The 17,788-nt window shown below is 38.2% G+C and carries 13 protein-coding genes, 1 tRNA gene, 3 rRNA genes, 1 pseudogene and 1 other annotated feature; of the genes and pseudogenes, 9 read left to right on the top strand and 9 right to left on the bottom strand.

What is annotated here, in order from left to right:
* Positions 1–26: 26 nt before the first annotated feature.
* The 3 genes from rsmB to def are packed head-to-tail and all read right to left on the bottom strand — an operon-like array spanning position 27 to position 2,881.
* Complete coding sequence (gene rsmB, locus AACL31_RS20210) at positions 27–1,307, bottom strand: 16S rRNA (cytosine(967)-C(5))-methyltransferase RsmB (protein WP_310512444.1); 1,281 nt, start codon at positions 1,305–1,307, stop codon at positions 27–29.
* Positions 1,308–1,356: 49 nt separating this feature from the next.
* Entirely contained in the window at positions 1,357–2,331 is a 975-nt protein-coding gene (fmt, locus tag AACL31_RS20205; protein WP_310512443.1) for a methionyl-tRNA formyltransferase, read from the bottom strand.
* A 34-nt stretch (positions 2,332–2,365) separates the two neighbouring features.
* Positions 2,366–2,881 carry a peptide deformylase gene (gene def, locus AACL31_RS20200; RefSeq protein ID WP_032116407.1) on the bottom strand — a complete coding sequence of 172 codons (516 nt, stop codon included), beginning with the start codon at positions 2,879–2,881 and terminating at the stop codon, positions 2,366–2,368.
* Positions 2,882–3,006: 125 nt separating this feature from the next.
* On the opposite strand from def, the gene dprA reads away from it, so the two are divergent.
* Genes dprA through aroE form a run of 4 tightly spaced genes read left to right on the top strand, consistent with a single transcriptional unit; the run spans position 3,007 to position 6,060 of the window.
* Complete coding sequence (gene dprA / locus AACL31_RS20195; RefSeq protein ID WP_310512442.1) at positions 3,007–4,062, top strand: DNA-processing protein DprA; 1,056 nt, start codon at positions 3,007–3,009, stop codon at positions 4,060–4,062.
* Positions 4,063–4,096: 34 nt separating this feature from the next.
* Positions 4,097–4,639 carry a DNA topoisomerase family protein gene (locus AACL31_RS20190; RefSeq protein ID WP_310512441.1) on the top strand — a complete coding sequence of 181 codons (543 nt, stop codon included), beginning with the start codon at positions 4,097–4,099 and terminating at the stop codon, positions 4,637–4,639.
* Positions 4,640–4,663: 24 nt separating this feature from the next.
* A complete protein-coding gene (locus AACL31_RS20185) occupies positions 4,664–5,233 on the top strand; it encodes a Sua5/YciO/YrdC/YwlC family protein (protein WP_310512440.1) in 570 nt (189 codons plus the stop codon).
* A 5-nt stretch (positions 5,234–5,238) separates the two neighbouring features.
* A complete protein-coding gene (aroE, locus tag AACL31_RS20180) occupies positions 5,239–6,060 on the top strand; it encodes a shikimate dehydrogenase (protein WP_290605735.1) in 822 nt (273 codons plus the stop codon).
* Positions 6,061–6,132: 72 nt separating this feature from the next.
* Here the strand turns inward: aroE and AACL31_RS20175 are convergent, their stop codons facing one another.
* Positions 6,133–6,663: a gamma carbonic anhydrase family protein gene (locus AACL31_RS20175; protein WP_310512439.1), complete on the bottom strand. Its 531-nt coding sequence runs from the start codon at positions 6,661–6,663 to the stop codon at positions 6,133–6,135.
* 188 nt (positions 6,664–6,851) lie between these two features.
* Positions 6,852–7,092 (top strand) — a sequence feature (16S ribosomal RNA rRNA prediction is too short).
* Between the two features lie 87 nt (positions 7,093–7,179).
* Between AACL31_RS20175 and AACL31_RS20170 the strand changes: the two genes are divergently transcribed.
* The 4 genes from AACL31_RS20170 to rrf (AACL31_RS20155) all read left to right on the top strand — a co-directional run bounded on the left by AACL31_RS20170 (position 7,180) and on the right by rrf (AACL31_RS20155) (position 11,068).
* Positions 7,180–7,255 (top strand) — tRNA-Glu (locus AACL31_RS20170).
* Positions 7,256–7,628: 373 nt separating this feature from the next.
* Positions 7,629–10,533: ribosomal RNA gene (locus tag AACL31_RS20165) — 23S ribosomal RNA — on the top strand.
* A 154-nt stretch (positions 10,534–10,687) separates the two neighbouring features.
* Positions 10,688–10,803 (top strand): 5S ribosomal RNA (gene rrf / locus AACL31_RS20160).
* 149 nt (positions 10,804–10,952) lie between these two features.
* Positions 10,953–11,068: ribosomal RNA gene (gene rrf / locus AACL31_RS20155) — 5S ribosomal RNA — on the top strand.
* Between the two features lie 155 nt (positions 11,069–11,223).
* On the opposite strand, the pseudogene acs reads toward rrf (AACL31_RS20155), so the two are convergent.
* Positions 11,224–13,181: pseudogene (gene acs, locus AACL31_RS20150) on the bottom strand (acetate--CoA ligase).
* 341 nt (positions 13,182–13,522) lie between these two features.
* Between acs and sodA the strand changes: the two are divergent.
* Positions 13,523–14,149, top strand: a complete 627-nt coding sequence (gene sodA, locus AACL31_RS20145; protein WP_310512012.1) for a superoxide dismutase [Mn] — start codon at positions 13,523–13,525, stop codon at positions 14,147–14,149.
* Between the two features lie 302 nt (positions 14,150–14,451).
* Here sodA and trpS read toward each other — a convergent pair whose 3' ends face one another.
* From trpS to dam, 4 genes are read right to left on the bottom strand one after another with little or no spacing between them, the layout of a single operon-like run.
* Positions 14,452–15,495 (bottom strand): tryptophan--tRNA ligase, encoded by a 1,044-nt coding sequence (gene trpS, locus AACL31_RS20140; RefSeq protein ID WP_310512013.1) that lies wholly within the window; start codon positions 15,493–15,495, stop codon positions 14,452–14,454.
* A 1-nt stretch (position 15,496) separates the two neighbouring features.
* Positions 15,497–16,201, bottom strand: a complete 705-nt coding sequence (locus AACL31_RS20135; RefSeq protein WP_310512014.1) for a phosphoglycolate phosphatase — start codon at positions 16,199–16,201, stop codon at positions 15,497–15,499.
* Positions 16,201–16,872: a ribulose-phosphate 3-epimerase gene (rpe, locus tag AACL31_RS20130; protein ID WP_310512015.1), complete on the bottom strand. Its 672-nt coding sequence runs from the start codon at positions 16,870–16,872 to the stop codon at positions 16,201–16,203. Before rpe ends, AACL31_RS20135 begins: the two co-directional genes overlap by 1 nt.
* A complete protein-coding gene (dam, locus tag AACL31_RS20125; RefSeq protein WP_310512016.1) occupies positions 16,872–17,732 on the bottom strand; it encodes an adenine-specific DNA-methyltransferase in 861 nt (286 codons plus the stop codon). Before dam ends, rpe begins: the two co-directional genes overlap by 1 nt.
* Positions 17,733–17,788 lie beyond the last annotated feature (56 nt).

Raw genomic sequence — 17,788 nt, 5'->3', positions numbered from 1 at the left:
TTGAGTATTTATTCAAAATAGTAGTGTTAATTTTTTATCAGAGAAGCATAAAAGAAACCGTCTCCTCCACGTTGAGGGGGTAATATTTGTTGGCCTAGTTCCATATTGTTATTTAAAGATGCTTCAGGATGATGAAAAAGAAATTTCTGTATTTGTTCTTTGTTTTCATCCGGTAAAATTGAGCAAGTTGCATAAACCAGGATGCCATTGGTTTTTAAATAAGGCCAGATAGCTTCTAGAATTTCATATTGTAATTTAACTAACTGCTGGATATCTGTCGGTTTTCTTAACCATTTTATATCCGGATGCCTACGAATTACACCTGTCGCAGAGCAAGGTGCATCTAGCAATATACGATCAAATTTTGCACCCGATGTCCATTCTAGTGGTCTACGTCCATCACCAACAATAACTCTTGCATGTAATTTTAGTCGATTAAGATTTTCTTGGATACGTTTTATTCGTAGTTCATCAATATCAACCGCTAAAACATCAGCTTTGGGAGCAAGTTCTAGTATATAAGTTGTCTTACCACCTGGAGCTGCGCAAAGGTCAAGGATATATTCACCATTTTTAGGTGCTAGTAATTCAACGCATTGTTGAGCAGATAAATCTTGAATTGTTACCCAACCTTGGTCAAAGCCTGGTAATTGGTTAACCGCACACGGTTTTTGTAATTTGATAGCGAATTTACTGTCTTTGCTTAAACAGGCCTCTATACCTGCTTGCTGTAATAGTATTAGATAATCGTGAGTAGAATGATACAATTGATTTACTCTTAGCCACATAGGTGGTTTTTGGTTATTGGCCTCAAGAATCTCTTCCCACTGAGCAGGATAAACTTGCTGAATTTTTTCTAATAGCCATTTAGGATGTAAATAATTGCTTTCATTATTATTGGCTTTTGCATTTAATGTTTGTTCTTGCCGTTGAAATTGTCTTAATACACCATTAATTAAGCCTTTTAGTTGAGGGTGTTTCAGTGTGATAGCACCATCAACAGTTTCTGCTAGTGCGGCGTGTGGGGGAATACGAGTAAAATGAAGTTGGTAAATTCCTACCATAATAAGATAGTGAATAATGCGTTTTTTTCCCTTTAATGGTTTAGTTATTAATTGTTGAATAAACCATTCCAATAAGGGTAACACTCTAAGTACACCAAAACTGAGTTCTTGTAAAAGAGCCTTATCTTTATCTGATATATTTTTTTGCCATTCGGGAAGTACAGTGCTTAATGATTGTTTTTGATCAATAACCTGGGCAATGACTTGGGCACAAATGCTTCTAAGGTTATATTTTTTATTCATGTTAAATATAATTACCCACTAATCATAAATGCAAACAAGAAATTTATTACTAATTTGGTTGCAATGCTGAATTTATTATTCTGCCAGGAATAAACCATCCGTGACGAGAGTTTAGAAAATCACTAGCTAACATTATTTTTTTACCGGCCGGTTGTATTTTTAAGATATTTAAAATACCTTTCGCGGTTGCCACTTTAATCCCTGTTTTATCGGCACTTAAAATTGTTCCCAGTGGTGAAGCGTCAATTTCATGATCAATGACTTCGGCATACCAAACTTTAATAGGTTGATCTGCAACAATAAAATAACTTACTGGCCAAGGATTGAATGCACGGATACATCGCTCAATTTCTTCAGCCGAAAGTGTCCAATCAATTAATGCTTCATCTTTACTCAGTTTTTCAGCATAGTTAGCGAATGTATCATTTTGTTCTTCTGGTTTTGCTTGACCTGAAGTGAGTAAATCAAGAGTATGTAGGAGTGCAATAGGGCCTAGTTTTGCAAGTTTTTGATATAGGGTTGCGCTAGTATCTTTTAGTTCAATAGGGCAGCTAACTTTGTAAAGCATATCTCCGGTATCCAGACCAATATCCATTTGCATAATCGTAATACCGGTTTCTTTATCACCAGCCCAAATTGAGCGTTGAATTGGCGCTGCGCCTCTCCAGCGGGGTAGTAGTGAGCCATGAACATTCAGGCAGCCCATTGGTAGCATATTTAATACAATTTCAGGTAAAATTAGGCCATATGCGACAACAACCATAACATCGGCATGCTGATTTTCAATCCAGCGCTGACTGTCTGCTGTTTTTAGAGTTGTTGGCTGAAAAATAGGAATATTATTTTCTTCGGCTAGCGTTTTTACTGGGCTTGATGCGAGTTTTCGCCCTCTTCCAGCTGGTTTATCAGGTTGTGTCAGAACGCCAACAATTTGATACTTATCCTTGATACCAAGTAATGCAGCTAAATGTTGTGCTGCAAAATCTGGGGTGCCGGCAAAAATGATTCGTAGACAGTCTGACACGTAAAGATCCCTATATTATAAAATATGATAAATATCATTTTGTTGTTTTAGCTTTTAGACGTTCAAGCTTTTCAATTTTCTGCCTAATGCGTTGGCGTTTTAATGCAGAAAGATAGTCAATAAATAATTTGCCATTTAGATGATCTATTTCATGTTGAATACAGATAGCAAGTAGATCATCAGTTTCTAATTCAAACTCTTTCCCATTGATATCTAAGGCTTTAATTTTGACCCATTTAGCACGAGATACAAATGCCCGTTGTTCCGGTACAGAAAGACAACCTTCTTCAATTCCAGTTTCACCAGCTGTTTCTAGGATAACAGGATTTATAAGTACCAATCTTTCATTACGAGATTCTGAAACGTCTATAACAATAATTCTTTGATGAATATTAACCTGTGTTGCGGCTAAACCAATACCTTCTTCTTCATACATCGTTTCAAACATATCATTCACGATACGTTGTATTTCTGCATCAACTTTTTTTACCGGTTCTGCAATTTTGCGAAGACGCTCATCTGGGTAATGTAATATATTTAATACTGACATAAATGTTTAAAGCTATATCCAAAAAGTGAAAGTTATTTAATACCTATTCTAGACATTTCTCATTATGATTGACAGTATTGGTTATAAATGGAACACACTTATTGCCAATTAAGTCTGGAAAGTATATGGATCCAATGGAAATATGGTTACGTATGAGAATGGTCTCTCATCTTTCAACTGTCAATGCTGCTGCAATTGTAGAAAAACTTATTGCATTAAATAATGTTAAAATTGCTTCTCTTCGGGCATGTGGGTTATCACCGAATCAATGTATACAATTTACTCATGCAAATTCAAAAGCTATTTATGCGGCAATGAAATGCCTTGATGTAAGCGAGCATAAACTCATTACGTTATCCGATCCAAATTATCCATATTTATTAAAACAGATATATTCGCCACCAATTATACTCTTCGTTGCTGGTAAAGAGAAAGCGCTTTCTTCTACTCAAATTGCTTTGGTAGGGAGTCGTTATAATGATTTTTATGGTGAGAAATGGGCTCAAATATTTAGTCAGGAACTGGTACATCACAAATTTACAATTACCAGTGGTTTAGCAATAGGTATTGATGGAATTAGCCATAAAACTGCATTAAAACATGATGGAATAACTGTTGCTGTATTAGGTAGTGGTTTAAATAAATTATATCCAACCCAACATACTAGTTTGGCGGATAAAATTAAGGAGCAAGGGGCGTTAGTATCAGAATATCTACCAGATACTCCTCCATTAGCCAAGAATTTTCCGCGTCGAAATCGTATAATTAGTGGCTTAAGTAAAGCAGTCGTTGTGATTGAGGCTGGATTAAAAAGTGGTTCATTAATTACAGCTAAATGTGCATTGGAGCAAGGTAAAGATATTTTTACTTTACCAGGTGCGTTAGGAAATACCTTATATGAAGGTAATCACTGGTTAATTCAACAGGGGGCTTATTTAGCCTCTTCGCCTCAAGATGTTATTGAATATTTAAACAGTGGACTACAATGGTTACCAGAAAATAAAATCCTATCTGATAATCTATCGATCGATAATTCTATGAATAATATATTGCGTTATATTAATTATGAACCAACGCCTATAGATTTAATTGCTGAAAGAAGTGGCTTATCAATTACTGAGGTATCTGCTCAATTATTGGAATTTGAATTGATGAGTAAAATTATCTTTGTGTCTGGTTGATATATTAGAGTTGAGTAATTAAAGTGAGATGAGAATGCAAAAGCCAACCCTTTTTAGAAAAATGGCAGGTGAAGATAAGGAGCATTGCTCTAAATGTCAAAGTGAACTTATTATTCGAAATGGGGGCTATGGGCCTTTTGTAGCTTGCTCTAACTATCCTAAATGTGATTATGTTCGGCCATTAAAACAAGCAGTAGACAGTCAAATAATTAAAGAATTACCGGATTATTTTTGTCCCAAATGTGGGCATAATTTGGTTTTGAAGCAAGGACGTTTTAGTATGTTTATTGGTTGCAGTCATTATCCTAAATGTGAACATACAGAGTTAATTGATAAACCTGATGAAACATTAGTTGGATGTCCACAGTGTCAAGGTGGTGAATTACTGCAAAGAACATCACGTTTTGGCAAAGTATTTTATGGTTGTAATTGTTATCCTAAATGTCAATTTGTGCTGAATGCTAAACCAATTTCTGGTAAATGTTCTTTCTGTCAGTATCCATTATTAATAGAAAAAAAGGTTTCACAAAATATGAAAATATTTTGTGCAAATAAATTATGTAATAAACAGCAGTAATAAAAATAAATGGAATAAATTGGTATGGTTGATGAAATATCCCCTTCATTTCGGAATATTATTTTAGCGCTAAAGGAAGGTAAAATTATAGCCTATCCGACAGAAGCTGTTTTTGGCCTCGGATGTGATCCTTATAACGATAAAGCAGTCCGTAAGTTATTATTATTAAAACAGCGTTCATGGAAAAAAGGACTAATTTTAATAGCTGGAGACTATAAACAATTAACACCTTATATTGATGATAATAAATTAACTAATTTACAAAAAGAAATGATGCTTTCAACAGGGTCTGAGGCTATAACTTGGGTAGTGCCCGCTAGAAAAGACATACCAAAATGGTTAACAGGAAAATTTGATTCACTTGCGGTTCGTATTACAAATTTTGAATTAATTAAAAAGCTTTGTTTTTTATATGGCAAACCATTGATTTCTACTAGTGCTAATTTAAATGGATTATCACCATGCAGAACAAAAGAAGAAGTTATTGCTCAGTTTAATGGCCAAGTATCCGTTTTAGAGGGTTCTGTTGGAGGACGTAAGAATCCATCTGAAATTCGAGATATAATGACAGGTCACTTGTATCGAAAAGGGTAATGCAAATGGAAGAATTTGCGGTATTTGGAAATCCAGTAGTACATAGTAAATCACCACTTATTCATAAATTATTTGCTGAGCAAACTGGTATTAAATATGAATATGGAAAAGTGCTAGTTCCTTTAAATAAATTTGAAGAAAAATTAGATGATTTTTTTTGCCGAGGAGGAAAGGGAGCAAATATTACTTTACCCTTCAAGGAATTAGCCTACCATAAAGTTGATGAATTAACTGAACAAGCTCAAATATGTGGTTCAATTAATACTATCAAGAGGTTAGATGATCATAGATTACTTGGTGATAATACCGATGGAATAGGTTTAGTTTTAGATCTTGAGCGTTTGCGCTTTATTGAAAAGGGAATGCATATATTAGTAATTGGTGCTGGTGGTGCAGCACGTGGTGTTATAGCTCCTATTTTAAATTATGGCTGTCGAATAACGATTACGAATCGAACATTTAGCAAAGCAGATAAACTAGCAAAACAATTTTCTGCTATAGGGCATATTAATTCATTGATGTTGGAGTCTATTCATTCCGCTGAGTATGATTTAGTGATCAATGCGACATCTTCTGGTGTTGCAGGGGAAGTTCCTGCTATTTCATCCAATATATTTAAGCAAAATGTTTTTTGTTATGACATGTTCTATCGATTAAATGAAACACCATTTTTAACATTAGCGAAAACCCACGGAGTATTAAAATATGCTGATGGTATTGGTATGTTAGTCGGTCAGGCGGCTTTTGCTTTTAAACTATGGCACGGTAAATTACCTGATATTTCATCTGTATTACAGCGATTAAAAGAAAATGCTGACATAAATTAGTTGGTATATTTATACGGAAAAAATGATAACGATATCAGGTAACAATTAAGGATAGCATCTTTAATAATACACTTATAAGTAATTATTTTTCCAATTGTCATAATTAGTTGCGGACTGAACTAAGCCTTCTAACTCTTCTGACGATAATTTTCTAATCTGTTTTACAGGACTACCAATATATAAATAACCACTTTCTAATTTTTTGCCTTGAGTGACTAAACTACCTGCACCGATAACGACATCAGCCTCAATCTTTGCGCCATCTAAAATAATTGAACCCATTCCAACCAAAGTTCGGTTACCAATAGTACATCCATGCAACATAACTTTGTGTCCAATGGTAACGTCTTCGCCAATAATAAGAGGATATCCTTGGGGATTAAGTTTATTTTTATGAGTAACATGAAGTACTGAACCATCTTGAATATTAGTTCTTGCTCCGATAGATATATAATTGACATCACCACGTATGACAGTTAGTGGCCAAATACTTACATTATCAGAGATACGTACATCGCCAATTATCACAGCAGTTGGATCGATAAACACACTATTTCCAATAACAGGTTTTGAATGCAAATAAGGTCTTATATTAGAAGTCATTGCTATTTTTATCCTAAGTAAACTATTTGAATTAGTTAACAAACAGTGAATAGATAAATTTGTATTTTATATTATTAAATATTCTTTTAATCAAATGAAGTGAATTTAGATCTAATAAAATACCATATAGTCTTATCTTTGAATTTTATTAAATCATAAAGTTGAATGGATACTATAAGATCGAGCTAATTTCGTAGAATTTTAATTCATTATGACGAAAATATATTCATATAAATTAAAAACGCAAAAAAATAGTTGAGTAAACGTTCCCGGGCCTTGTACACACCGCCCGTCACACCATGGGAGTGGGTTGCAAAAGAAGTAGGTAGCTTAACCTTTTGGATGGCGCTTACCACTTTGTGATTCATGACTGGGGTGAAGTCGTAACAAGGTAACCGTAGGGGAACCTGCGGTTGGATCACCTCCTTACCTAGATAGATGGAATGTGAGTGTTCACACAGATTGTCTGATGAAATAGCGCGTAAAGCCAATCTAAGATTGACTAAAGAGCTTGAAGTCCCCTTCGTCTAGAGGCCTAGGACATCGCCCTTTCACCGCGGTAACAGGGGTTCAAATCCCCTAGGGGACGCCACTTTAGTGATTTAGAAAGGCGGTGCATCACGCTTTTAGTGTTGTGCACTGTTTGTGCTTTACGCAATAATGATTAAACCAATTTAGTGAGTTGGTTTACCAATTATGCTCTTTAACAATCTGGAACAAGCTGAAAATTGAAACACACATTATTGAAAAAATAGTGTGGAGAACTCTCAAAACTCCAATCAGTTGGGTTTTTGTTGTCATGATGAAGCGTTATGAGCGAGCAGTCAGCAATTCGAGGCGGCCAGCGCACAGCAAGCGCAGCGTACTAAAGTACGTGAGCATTGCGCGCACTGCCCAACAAAGAATTGGTGGACGCGCAGCCATAACCCAACAAAAAGACAGTAGAAGACACCTTCGGGTTGTGAGGTTAAGCGAATGAAGCGTACACGGTGGATGCCTAGGCAGTCAGAGGCGATGAAGGACGTGCTAATCTGCGAAAAGCGTCGGTAAGCTGATATGAAGCGTACTAGCCGGCGATGTCCGAATGGGGAAACCCAGTGCATTAATGCACTATCGTTTGATGAATTCATAGTCAAACGAGGCGAACCGGGGGAACTGAAACATCTCAGTACCCCGAGGAAAAGAAATCAACCGAGATTCCCCCAGTAGCGGCGAGCGAACGGGGAGCAGCCCAGAGTCAACATCAATATTTACCGCAGGAGAAGGGTCTGGAAAGGCCGGCAATAAAGGGTGATAGCCCCGTATCTGAAACGGTAAGTGTTGTGAACTCGAAGAGTAGGGCGGGACACGTGTTATCCTGTCTGAATATGGGGGGACCATCCTCCAAGGTTAAATACTCCTGACTGACCGATAGTGAACCAGTACCGTGAGGGAAAGGCGAAAAGAACCCCGGCGAGGGGAGTGAAATAGAACCTGAAATCGTGTACGTACAAGCAGTGGGAGCACCCGAAAGGGTGTGACTGCGTACCTTTTGTATAATGGGTCAGCGACTTATATTCTGTAGCAAGGTTAACCGCATAGGGGAGCCATAGGGAAACCGAGTCTTAACTAGGCGTTAAGTTGCAGGGTATAGACCCGAAACCCGGTGATCTAGCCATGGGCAGGTTGAAGGTTGGGTAACACTAACTGGAGGACCGAACCGACTAATGTTGAAAAATTAGCGGATGACTTGTGGCTGGGGGTGAAAGGCCAATCAAACCGGGAGATAGCTGGTTCTCCCCGAAAGCCATTTAGGTAGCGCCTCGTGAATTCATCTTCGGGGGTAGAGCACTGTTTCGGCTAGGGGGTCATCCCGACTTACCAACCCGATGCAAACTACGAATACCGAAGAATGTTATCACGGGAGACACACGGCGGGTGCTAACGTCCGTCGTGAAGAGGGAAACAACCCAGACCGCCAGCTAAGGTCCCCAAGTCATGGTTAAGTGGGAAACGAAGTGGGAAGGCTTAGACAGCCAGGATGTTGGCTTAGAAGCAGCCATCATTTAAAGAAAGCGTAATAGCTCACTGGTCGAGTCGGCCTGCGCGGAAGATGTAACGGGGCTAAACCATGCACCGAAGCTGTGACAGCGACATTTAGATGTTGTTGGGTAGGGGAGCGTTCTGTAAGCCGTAGAAGGTAGACTGAGAGGTCTGCTGGAGGTATCAGAAGTGCGAATGTTGACATAAGTAACGATAAAGCGGGTGAAAAACCCGCTCGCCGAAAGACCAAGGTTTCCTGTCCAACGTTAATCGGGGCAGGGTAAGTCGACCCCTAAGGCGAGGCTGAAAAGCGTAGTCGATGGGAAACGGGTTAATATTCCCGTACTAAGGGTTACTGCGAAGGGGGGGACGGAGAAGGCTAGGCTATCCGGGCGACGGTTGTCCCGGTTTAAGCGAGTAGGTGGGTAGTGCAGGCAAATCCGCACTGCTACAACACTGAGACGTGATGACGAGCCACCAAGGTGGTGAAGTAGTTGATGCCCAGCTTCCAGGAAAAGCCTCTAAGCGATAGGTAATCATTAATCGTACCCCAAACCGACACAGGTGGTTAGGTAGAGAATACTCAGGCGCTTGAGAGAACTCGGGTGAAGGAACTAGGCAAAATGGTGCCGTAACTTCGGGAGAAGGCACGCTGGCATTAGGTGAAGGGTCTTGCATCCGGAGCTGAAGCCAGTCGAAGATACCAGCTGGCTGCAACTGTTTATTAAAAACACAGCACTGTGCAAACACGAAAGTGGATGTATACGGTGTGACGCCTGCCCGGTGCTGGAAGGTTAATTGATGGGGTAAACCGTAAGGCGAAGCTCTTGATCGAAGCCCCAGTAAACGGCGGCCGTAACTATAACGGTCCTAAGGTAGCGAAATTCCTTGTCGGGTAAGTTCCGACCTGCACGAATGGCGTAATGATGGCCAGGCTGTCTCCACCCGAGACTCAGTGAAATTGAACTCGCTGTGAAGATGCAGTGTACCCGCGGCAAGACGGAAAGACCCCGTGAACCTTTACTATAGCTTGACACTGAACATTGAGCCTTGATGTGTAGGATAGGTGGGAGGCTTTGAAGTGTGGACGCCAGTCTGCATGGAGCCAACGTTGAAATACCACCCTTTAATGTTTGATGTTCTAACTTAGGCCCGTAATCCGGGCTGAGGACAGTGTCTGGTGGGTAGTTTGACTGGGGCGGTCTCCTCCCAAAGCGTAACGGAGGAGCACGAAGGTTGGCTAATCACGGTCGGACATCGTGAGGTTAGTGCAAAGGCATAAGCCAGCTTGACTGCGAGCGTGACGGCGCGAGCAGGTACGAAAGTAGGTCTTAGTGATCCGGTGGTTCTGAATGGAAGGGCCATCGCTCAACGGATAAAAGGTACTCCGGGGATAACAGGCTGATACCGCCCAAGAGTTCATATCGACGGCGGTGTTTGGCACCTCGATGTCGGCTCATCACATCCTGGGGCTGAAGTAGGTCCCAAGGGTATGGCTGTTCGCCATTTAAAGTGGTACGCGAGCTGGGTTTAGAACGTCGTGAGACAGTTCGGTCCCTATCTGTCGTGGGCGAAGGAAGATTGAGGGGGGCTGCTCCTAGTACGAGAGGACCGGAGTGGACGCACCACTGGTGTACAGGTTGTCATGCCAATGGCATCGCCTGGTAGCTAAGTGCGGAAGAGATAACCGCTGAAAGCATCTAAGCGGGAAACTTGCCTCAAGATGAGTCTTCCCTGACAGTAATGTCCTATAAGGGGTGTTCGAGACGAGGACGTAGATAGGCTGGGTGTGTAAGCGTAGCGATACGTTGAGCTAACCAGTACTAATGACCCGAGAGGCTTAACCTGACAACACCGAAGGTGTTTTGAGAGAGAGAATTTTAGCTTGTTTTGAGATTGAATCTGGTCGAATTTTACTGAAGGCCGAGGTGTGTTCGCTACTGAGGTAGGTGAGCAGACTGTAAGGCAGCGAAATAAGACGGGATAAATAGAAAAGAATTTGTTTGGCGGTAATAGCGCGGTGGTCCCATCTGACCCCATGCCGAACTCAGAAGTGAAATGCCGTAGCGCCGATGGTAGTGTGGGGTCTCCCCATGTGAGAGTAGGGAGCTGCCAGACTTTAATTTAAGGCTAATGGGAAAGACCGTTAGCGAAATGGATCTGTGATAGAACAGTTTGGCTAGTCGTTATTTATCTATACTTTTAATTATTAATATGATGGATAGGCTGCTTAAACGTTCGTTAAAATATAAATAGCAAAGAATTTGCTTAGTAGCTATAGCGCGGTAGCTCCACCTGATCCCATGCCGAACTCAGAAGTGAAATGCCGTAGTGCCGATGGTAGTGTGGGGTCTCCCCATGTGAGAGTAGGGAACTGCTAAGCTTAAAATATTAAGGCCACCTAATTAAGGTGGCTTTTCTGTATATGTAAATAATAAATCTAACTTAATGAATAATATATTTTATAGTTGAATTATATCTATTTTATCGACTAGCTTTATTAATATTTTTGACATTTATTATAGGTAATTGACTAATCTAACTAGAAATATTAATCGAATCCTTTTCTTCTAGTAGTTTTTCAACAACACTAGGATCCGCTAACGTTGATGTATCACCAAGATTATTTATATCACCAGTGGCAATTTTTCTTAGAATACGTCGCATAATTTTACCTGAGCGTGTTTTTGGTAATGCATCAGTCCAGTGAAGAATATCTGGTGTTGCTATTGGTCCAATTTCTTTACGCACCCAATTGCGTACTTCATTATAAAGTTCTGCTGAAGGTTCTTCACCATGATTTAATGTAATGTAGGCATAAATAGCTTGTCCTTTAATATTATGTGGGACACCAACGACGGCAGCCTCAGCAATTTTAGGGAACGCTACAAGTGCAGATTCGATTTCGGCTGTACCTAAACGATGACCAGAAATATTTAAAACGTCGTCAACACGACCGGTTATCCAGTAATAACCATCTTCATCACGGCGAGCACCATCTCCACTGAAATACATACCTTTAAATAGTGAAAAATAAGTTTGCTCAAAGCGTTCATGGTCACCATAAATGGTTCTAGCTTGTCCTGGCCATGAATCCATGATGACAAGATTGCCTTCAGCAATACCCTCAAGTAAATTACCTAAATTATCAATAAGCGCGGGCTTAACACCAAAAAAAGGTAGTGTTGCTGATCCTGGTTTAAGTTCAGTTGCTCCCGGTAAGGGAAAAAGCATAAAACCACCGGTTTCTGTTTGCCACCAAGTATCAATAATAGGGCAATGACCATTACCTATTTTTTTGTAGTACCATTCCCAAGCTTCCGGATTAATAGGTTCACCGACAGAGCCTAAAATCCTTAAAGAATTACGCTGAGTTGCTTCAATAGCTTTATCTCCTTCTGCCATCAAAGCACGAATTGCGGTTGGTGCGGTATAAAGAATATTTACTTTATGCTTATCAACTATTTGGCCCATGCGATTTATACTTGGATAGTTAGGTACACCTTCAAACATTAGCGTGGTGGCTCCATTGGATAGTGGGCCATAAATTAAGTAACTATGGCCTGTTACCCAGCCTATATCAGCAGTGCACCAATAAATTTCTTTTGCCTGGTAGTCAAATGCGTATTTGAAAGTGATAGAAACATAAACTAAATAGCCACCAGTAGTGTGTAAGATGCCTTTGGGTTTGCCTGTTGAACCAGATGTATAAAGAATGAATAAAGGATCTTCCGCATTCATTTCTTCAGCGGGACAGTCAGCGTTGAGGCCTTTAATAACTTCATGCCACCAATGATCACGTTTTTCCTGCCAATCGATTTGATTACCTGTTCGTCTAAAAACAATAACATTATTAATACTTTCAATTGCTGGATTTTTTAACGCTTCATCAACATTTTTTTTCAGTGGTATAGTACGATTTGCTCTTAACCCTTCATCTGAGGTAATGATCAGTTTAGCTTTACTGTCAATAATGCGACCTGCAATAGCTTCTGGTGAAAAACCAGCAAAGATAACAGAGTGAATAGCTCCAATGCGGGTACATGCTAACATGGCGATGGCTGATTCAGGTATCATCGGCATATAAATAGCAACAACATCCCTTTTTTGATGCCTAATTTTTTTAATGCATTGGCAAATAGGCAGACATCATGATGAAGTTGGCGGTAAGTTATATGATAAGACTGTGATGGATCATCGCCTTCCCAAATGATTGCAGTTTGATCACCGCGTAATTGTAAATGGCGATCTAGACGGTTAGCACTTAAATTTAAGGTACCATCTTCAAACCATTGGATGTTAATGTGCCCTGGATCAAATGAAGTGTTTTTTACTTTGGTATAGGGTTTTATCCAGTCAACAATTTGACCTTTTTCTCGCCAAAAAGCGTCAGAATCTTCAAGTGATAATTGATAATCTTGTTGGTACTGTTTTTTATTAACTAAGGCATGTGCGGCAATTTCAGTAGGAATGGGGTACTTGAACGTTGATATCATATTTTTCTTCTCCTCATTTGTGTTAATCATATGTCAAAGAGCAGTTAACTAAACCTATGAAAAAGAATTTGTTTTTTTTTGTGTAAGTGATCACGTAAATGATGGTGTTTTATTTTAGATTTGTTATTTATTAATTATTCTATTTAAATTGTTTTAATTGATGGTTTTTATGAAAAAATTTTATTTTAATCTAATGAGCTAATATGTCGATTTTTTTATAGAGAAATAAAAACTTTAAAAAATATATTGTTTATAATTGTTTTCATTATTATGGTAATCCTTGTAAAATAAGGATTGATTGAAACATTTATTTTATATTTAAGTAACAGGAGTTAATGCGGATGAGCTATACATTACCTTCCCTGCCTTATGAATATGGGGCACTAGAGCCACATTTTGATGAAAGGACAATGAAGATCCATCATACCAAACATCACCAAACATATGTCAATAATACTAATGATGCGTTAAAAGATTTTCCTGAGCTTGCTAAACTTGATATAGATGATTTAATTCAAAATTTAGATAAGGTGCCTGCCGATAAGCGTACTTTTTTACGCAATAATGCAGGTGGGCATGCCAATCATAGTATGTTTTGGAACGGTTTGAAAACAGGTACTGAACTAAAGGGTGAGTTGAAATCTGCGATTGAACGTGATTTTGCTAGCGTTGAGAATTTTAAAGAAATCTTTGAAAAAGCAGCAGCCACTCGTTTTGGTTCCGGCTGGGCGTGGTTAGTATTGAAGTCGGATGGAAAGCTGGCGGTTGTTTCGACAGCTAATCAAGATAACCCATTAATGGGGGAATATATTTCTGGTGTTTCCGGTTATCCTATTTTAGGGCTTGATGTTTGGGAACATGCTTATTATCTTAAATATGAAAATCGTCGCCCTGAATATATTAAAGCCTTTTGGTCAGTTGTTAATTGGGATGAAGCGGCAAAACGTTTTGCAGAAAAAGTAAAATAGCATTGACTTTATCTGTTTGTTTAATATCAATGTTAGTGGTGCCAGATTATTTACTGGCCTACTAATATTTTTTAATGACGAATTAAAATTATAGTAATGAAAAAAATTTTAACTCTAATTAATTATATATAAACAAATAAAAGAAACTTTTTGTTTCGCTAAATGGTATTTTGTTATCTATATCATTCAATAAATATATTAATAAAATAAAGATTTATATTTGTTTTAACTATTTATTTTTATTAATTTTTAAATTTATTCTTAATGTCAATCTCCCTCGAGTTTTAGGAGGGAGAAGAGCATTATTTTTTTATAGGACTAATAAAACCTATCGCGTCATAAACTTTACTAAGGGTTACTTGAGCGCGAGCCTCTGCTTTGCTAGCACCTTCAGACATAATGTCATTCAATAGTTTTTCGTTATTACGAAATTCATCAAAACGGCTTTGAATATTTATTAGCATATCCGAAGCAGCTTCAGCAACGGTGTTTTTAAGATCGCCATACATTTTTCCGGTAAATTGTTTTTCTATCTCAGAGGTAGATGTGCCTGTTACACCAGAAAGGATATCTATCAGATTAGAAATACCCGGTTTGTTTTCTGTATCATAATAAATTTGCGGTGGCTCGTCAGAATCAGTAAGGGCACGTTTTATTTTTTTAGCCGCTGATTTAGGGTTTTCTAATAAAGTTATTACATTATTGCGGTTATCATCTGATTTTGACATCTTTTTTTGTGGTTCTTGTAGAGACATAACCCGCGCTCCTTTTTCAGGAATAAAGGGATCGGGTACAGTAAATATTTCACCATAGAGCGAATTAAAACGTTGAGCAATATCGCGGCTTAATTCTAAATGTTGTTTTTGATCAATACCAACCGGGACTTGGTTTGTCTGGTAAAGTAAAATATCGGCAGCCATTAATACTGGATAATCAAATAATCCAGCATTAATATTTTCAGCATGACGGGTTGATTTGTCTTTAAATTGTGTCATGCGGCTTAATTCACCAAAATAGGTATAACAGTTAAGCGCCCAACTAAGTTGAGTATGTTGCGGAACATGGGATTGAACAAAAATAATACTTTTTTTAGTATCAATACCACAAGCTAGGTATAAGGCTAATGTATCAAGCGTACGTTTTCTTAATTCTTTGGGGTCTTGACGAACTGTAATGGCATGTTGATCAACAATACAATAAATACAGTCATAATTATCTTGCATGTGAACCCATTGGCGTAATGCGCCAATATAGTTGCCGATGGTTAATTCCCCAGACGGTTGAGCCCCACTGAATACAATAGGCTTTTTGTCGGTATTAGTTGAATTTATAGGGGGTGTATTCATGTTATGATCCCAGAGTTGTCAAAGGTGGTAGTCCTAACGCAGGAAGTAGATCGGCAAAGTTATCTAATACATAATCTGGTTTACTTAATGCGATAGATTCACCATAGTTATATCCGTAAGTTAAACCCACACAAGGACAATCTGCAGCTTTAGCGGCTAAGATATCATTATGAGAATCACCGACAAATAATAATTGATCTTTATGTAGGCCAAATTTTCCCATTGTAAGATACAGTGGAGCAGGATGGGGTTTTTTCTCTTTTACGTCATCGCCCCCTAATATTAAAGAAAAATAACAATCAATGGTTAATTTTTTTAATAAAGGGTCAATAAATGGCGTAGGTTTATTGGTGACGATTGCCATTGGTAAAGGTTGTTTGGCTATTTCTGCTAATGTTTCTTTTACTCCAGGAAAAAGCTGACTACCAGTTATTACTGTAGTTGCATAAATTTTATCAAATAATTGGCGAGTATTATTTTTGATTTCTGGTGTGATTTTAACATTTGCCCAAGTTAATGCGCGTTCTATCATAATATCGACACCATTACCAACCCAGGTGGAAACAAGTTCTTTGCCCGCAGCGGGTAATTGCTGAATGATTAAAGCACGATCTAAAGCATCAGCTAATCCGCCTGCACTGTCGACTAATGTACCATCCAAATCAAATGCAATAACTTTAATCTTGGTTAATTTTTTAAATGCCATTAAATTGCCTCAGCTAACTTTTTACGCATAGCATCAATGACAGTTTTGTAATCTGGTTGATTAAAAATTGCAGAACCTGCGACAAAGGTGTCAGCACCTGCATTTGCAACATTAATAATATTATTAACATTGATCCCGCCATCAACTTCTAGGCGAATATTATAACCGTTTTCATCGATCATTTTACGAACTTGACACAATTTATTTAGGGTTTGTGGAATAAAAGATTGTCCACCAAAACCAGGATTTACCGACATGATTAGGATCATATCCAATTTATCTATCACGTAATCTAAATAGTTTAATGGTGTAGCAGGATTAAAAGCTAAACCAGCTTTACAACCGTTATCTTTAATTAATTGTAATGTGCGATCAATATGCTCACTTGCTTCAGCGTGAAAGGTAATATAGGTTGCACCAGCTTTAGCAAAGTCAGGAATCAGTCGATCTACTGGTTTTACCATCAAATGCACATCAATGGGTGCCTTGATACCATAATCTCGCAATGCTTTACATACCATTGGGCCAAAAGTTAAATTTGGAACATAATGGTTATCCATTACGTCAAAATGGATAATATCAGCTCCAGCTTTAATGACTTTCCCAGTATCTTCACCTAAACATGCAAAATTTGCGGATAAAATAGAGGGGGCAATCAGAAAATCTTTCATTATTGTCTCCGATTTGTTTTTTTACCTTTTGCGTTTTTTTTATAAGTTGGATTATAAAATGCCAAAAGTTCATCGACTTTTCTACGAGCAAGGCTATTACGACTAATTGTTCTACGTACTTTAACAACATTTAGCTTGGCGTGATGATACCATTCTCTAGTCGCTGGTGTATCATGATTTGATATTAATACGGGTATTCCGCGAGTTGATGATAAGTGATAAGCAATTTGAGCCAGATTGTATTGTTCTTTGTTGCCAAAACTATTTGTATGATATGCGGTAAAATTAGCCGTATCAGAAAGAGGTGTATAGGGTGGATCACAGTAAACAACAGCACTTTTGTTTACTGATAGTAATGTTTCTTGATAGGTTTGGCAGACAAAAATAGCTTTTTGTGCTTTTTCTGCAAACCAATAGAGTTCATCTTCAGGAAAATAAGGTTTTTTATAGCGCCCAAATGGAACGTTAAATTCCCCTTTTGAGTTGTAACGACAAAGACCATTGTAGCAATGACGATTAAGATATAAAAATAGTTCACTACGACGTCTAGGATTATTACATAAGTTGAATTCAGTACGTAAACGGTAGTATTGCTCAGGCGTATTAAACTCGTTGTTAAAAAGCTGGCGTGAATTCTGCACAAATGTATCAGTATGATATTTTACAGTATTATATAAATTGATAAGATCATTATTAATGTCAGCTAGGATGTAAGCATTATAGTTGGTATTCAAAAATACTGAACCTGCCCCGACAAATGGCTCTACCAGACAATCACCTTCTGGTAGATATTTTTTAATTTCTTCTACCAGAAGATATTTACCGCCAGCCCATTTTAGAAAAGCGCGTTTTTTCTTCATGCCGCCATATTTTATCTAAATGTTCCAGAGTTTTTGATATATCTCTGTTTAGGACA

The organism is Arsenophonus endosymbiont of Crataerina pallida (assembly GCF_964020125.1).
In the GTDB taxonomy this organism is placed as follows: Bacteria; Pseudomonadota; Gammaproteobacteria; order Enterobacterales; family Enterobacteriaceae; genus Arsenophonus; species Arsenophonus nilaparvatae.
This window is presented reverse-complemented; position numbering and strand designations above follow the sequence as displayed.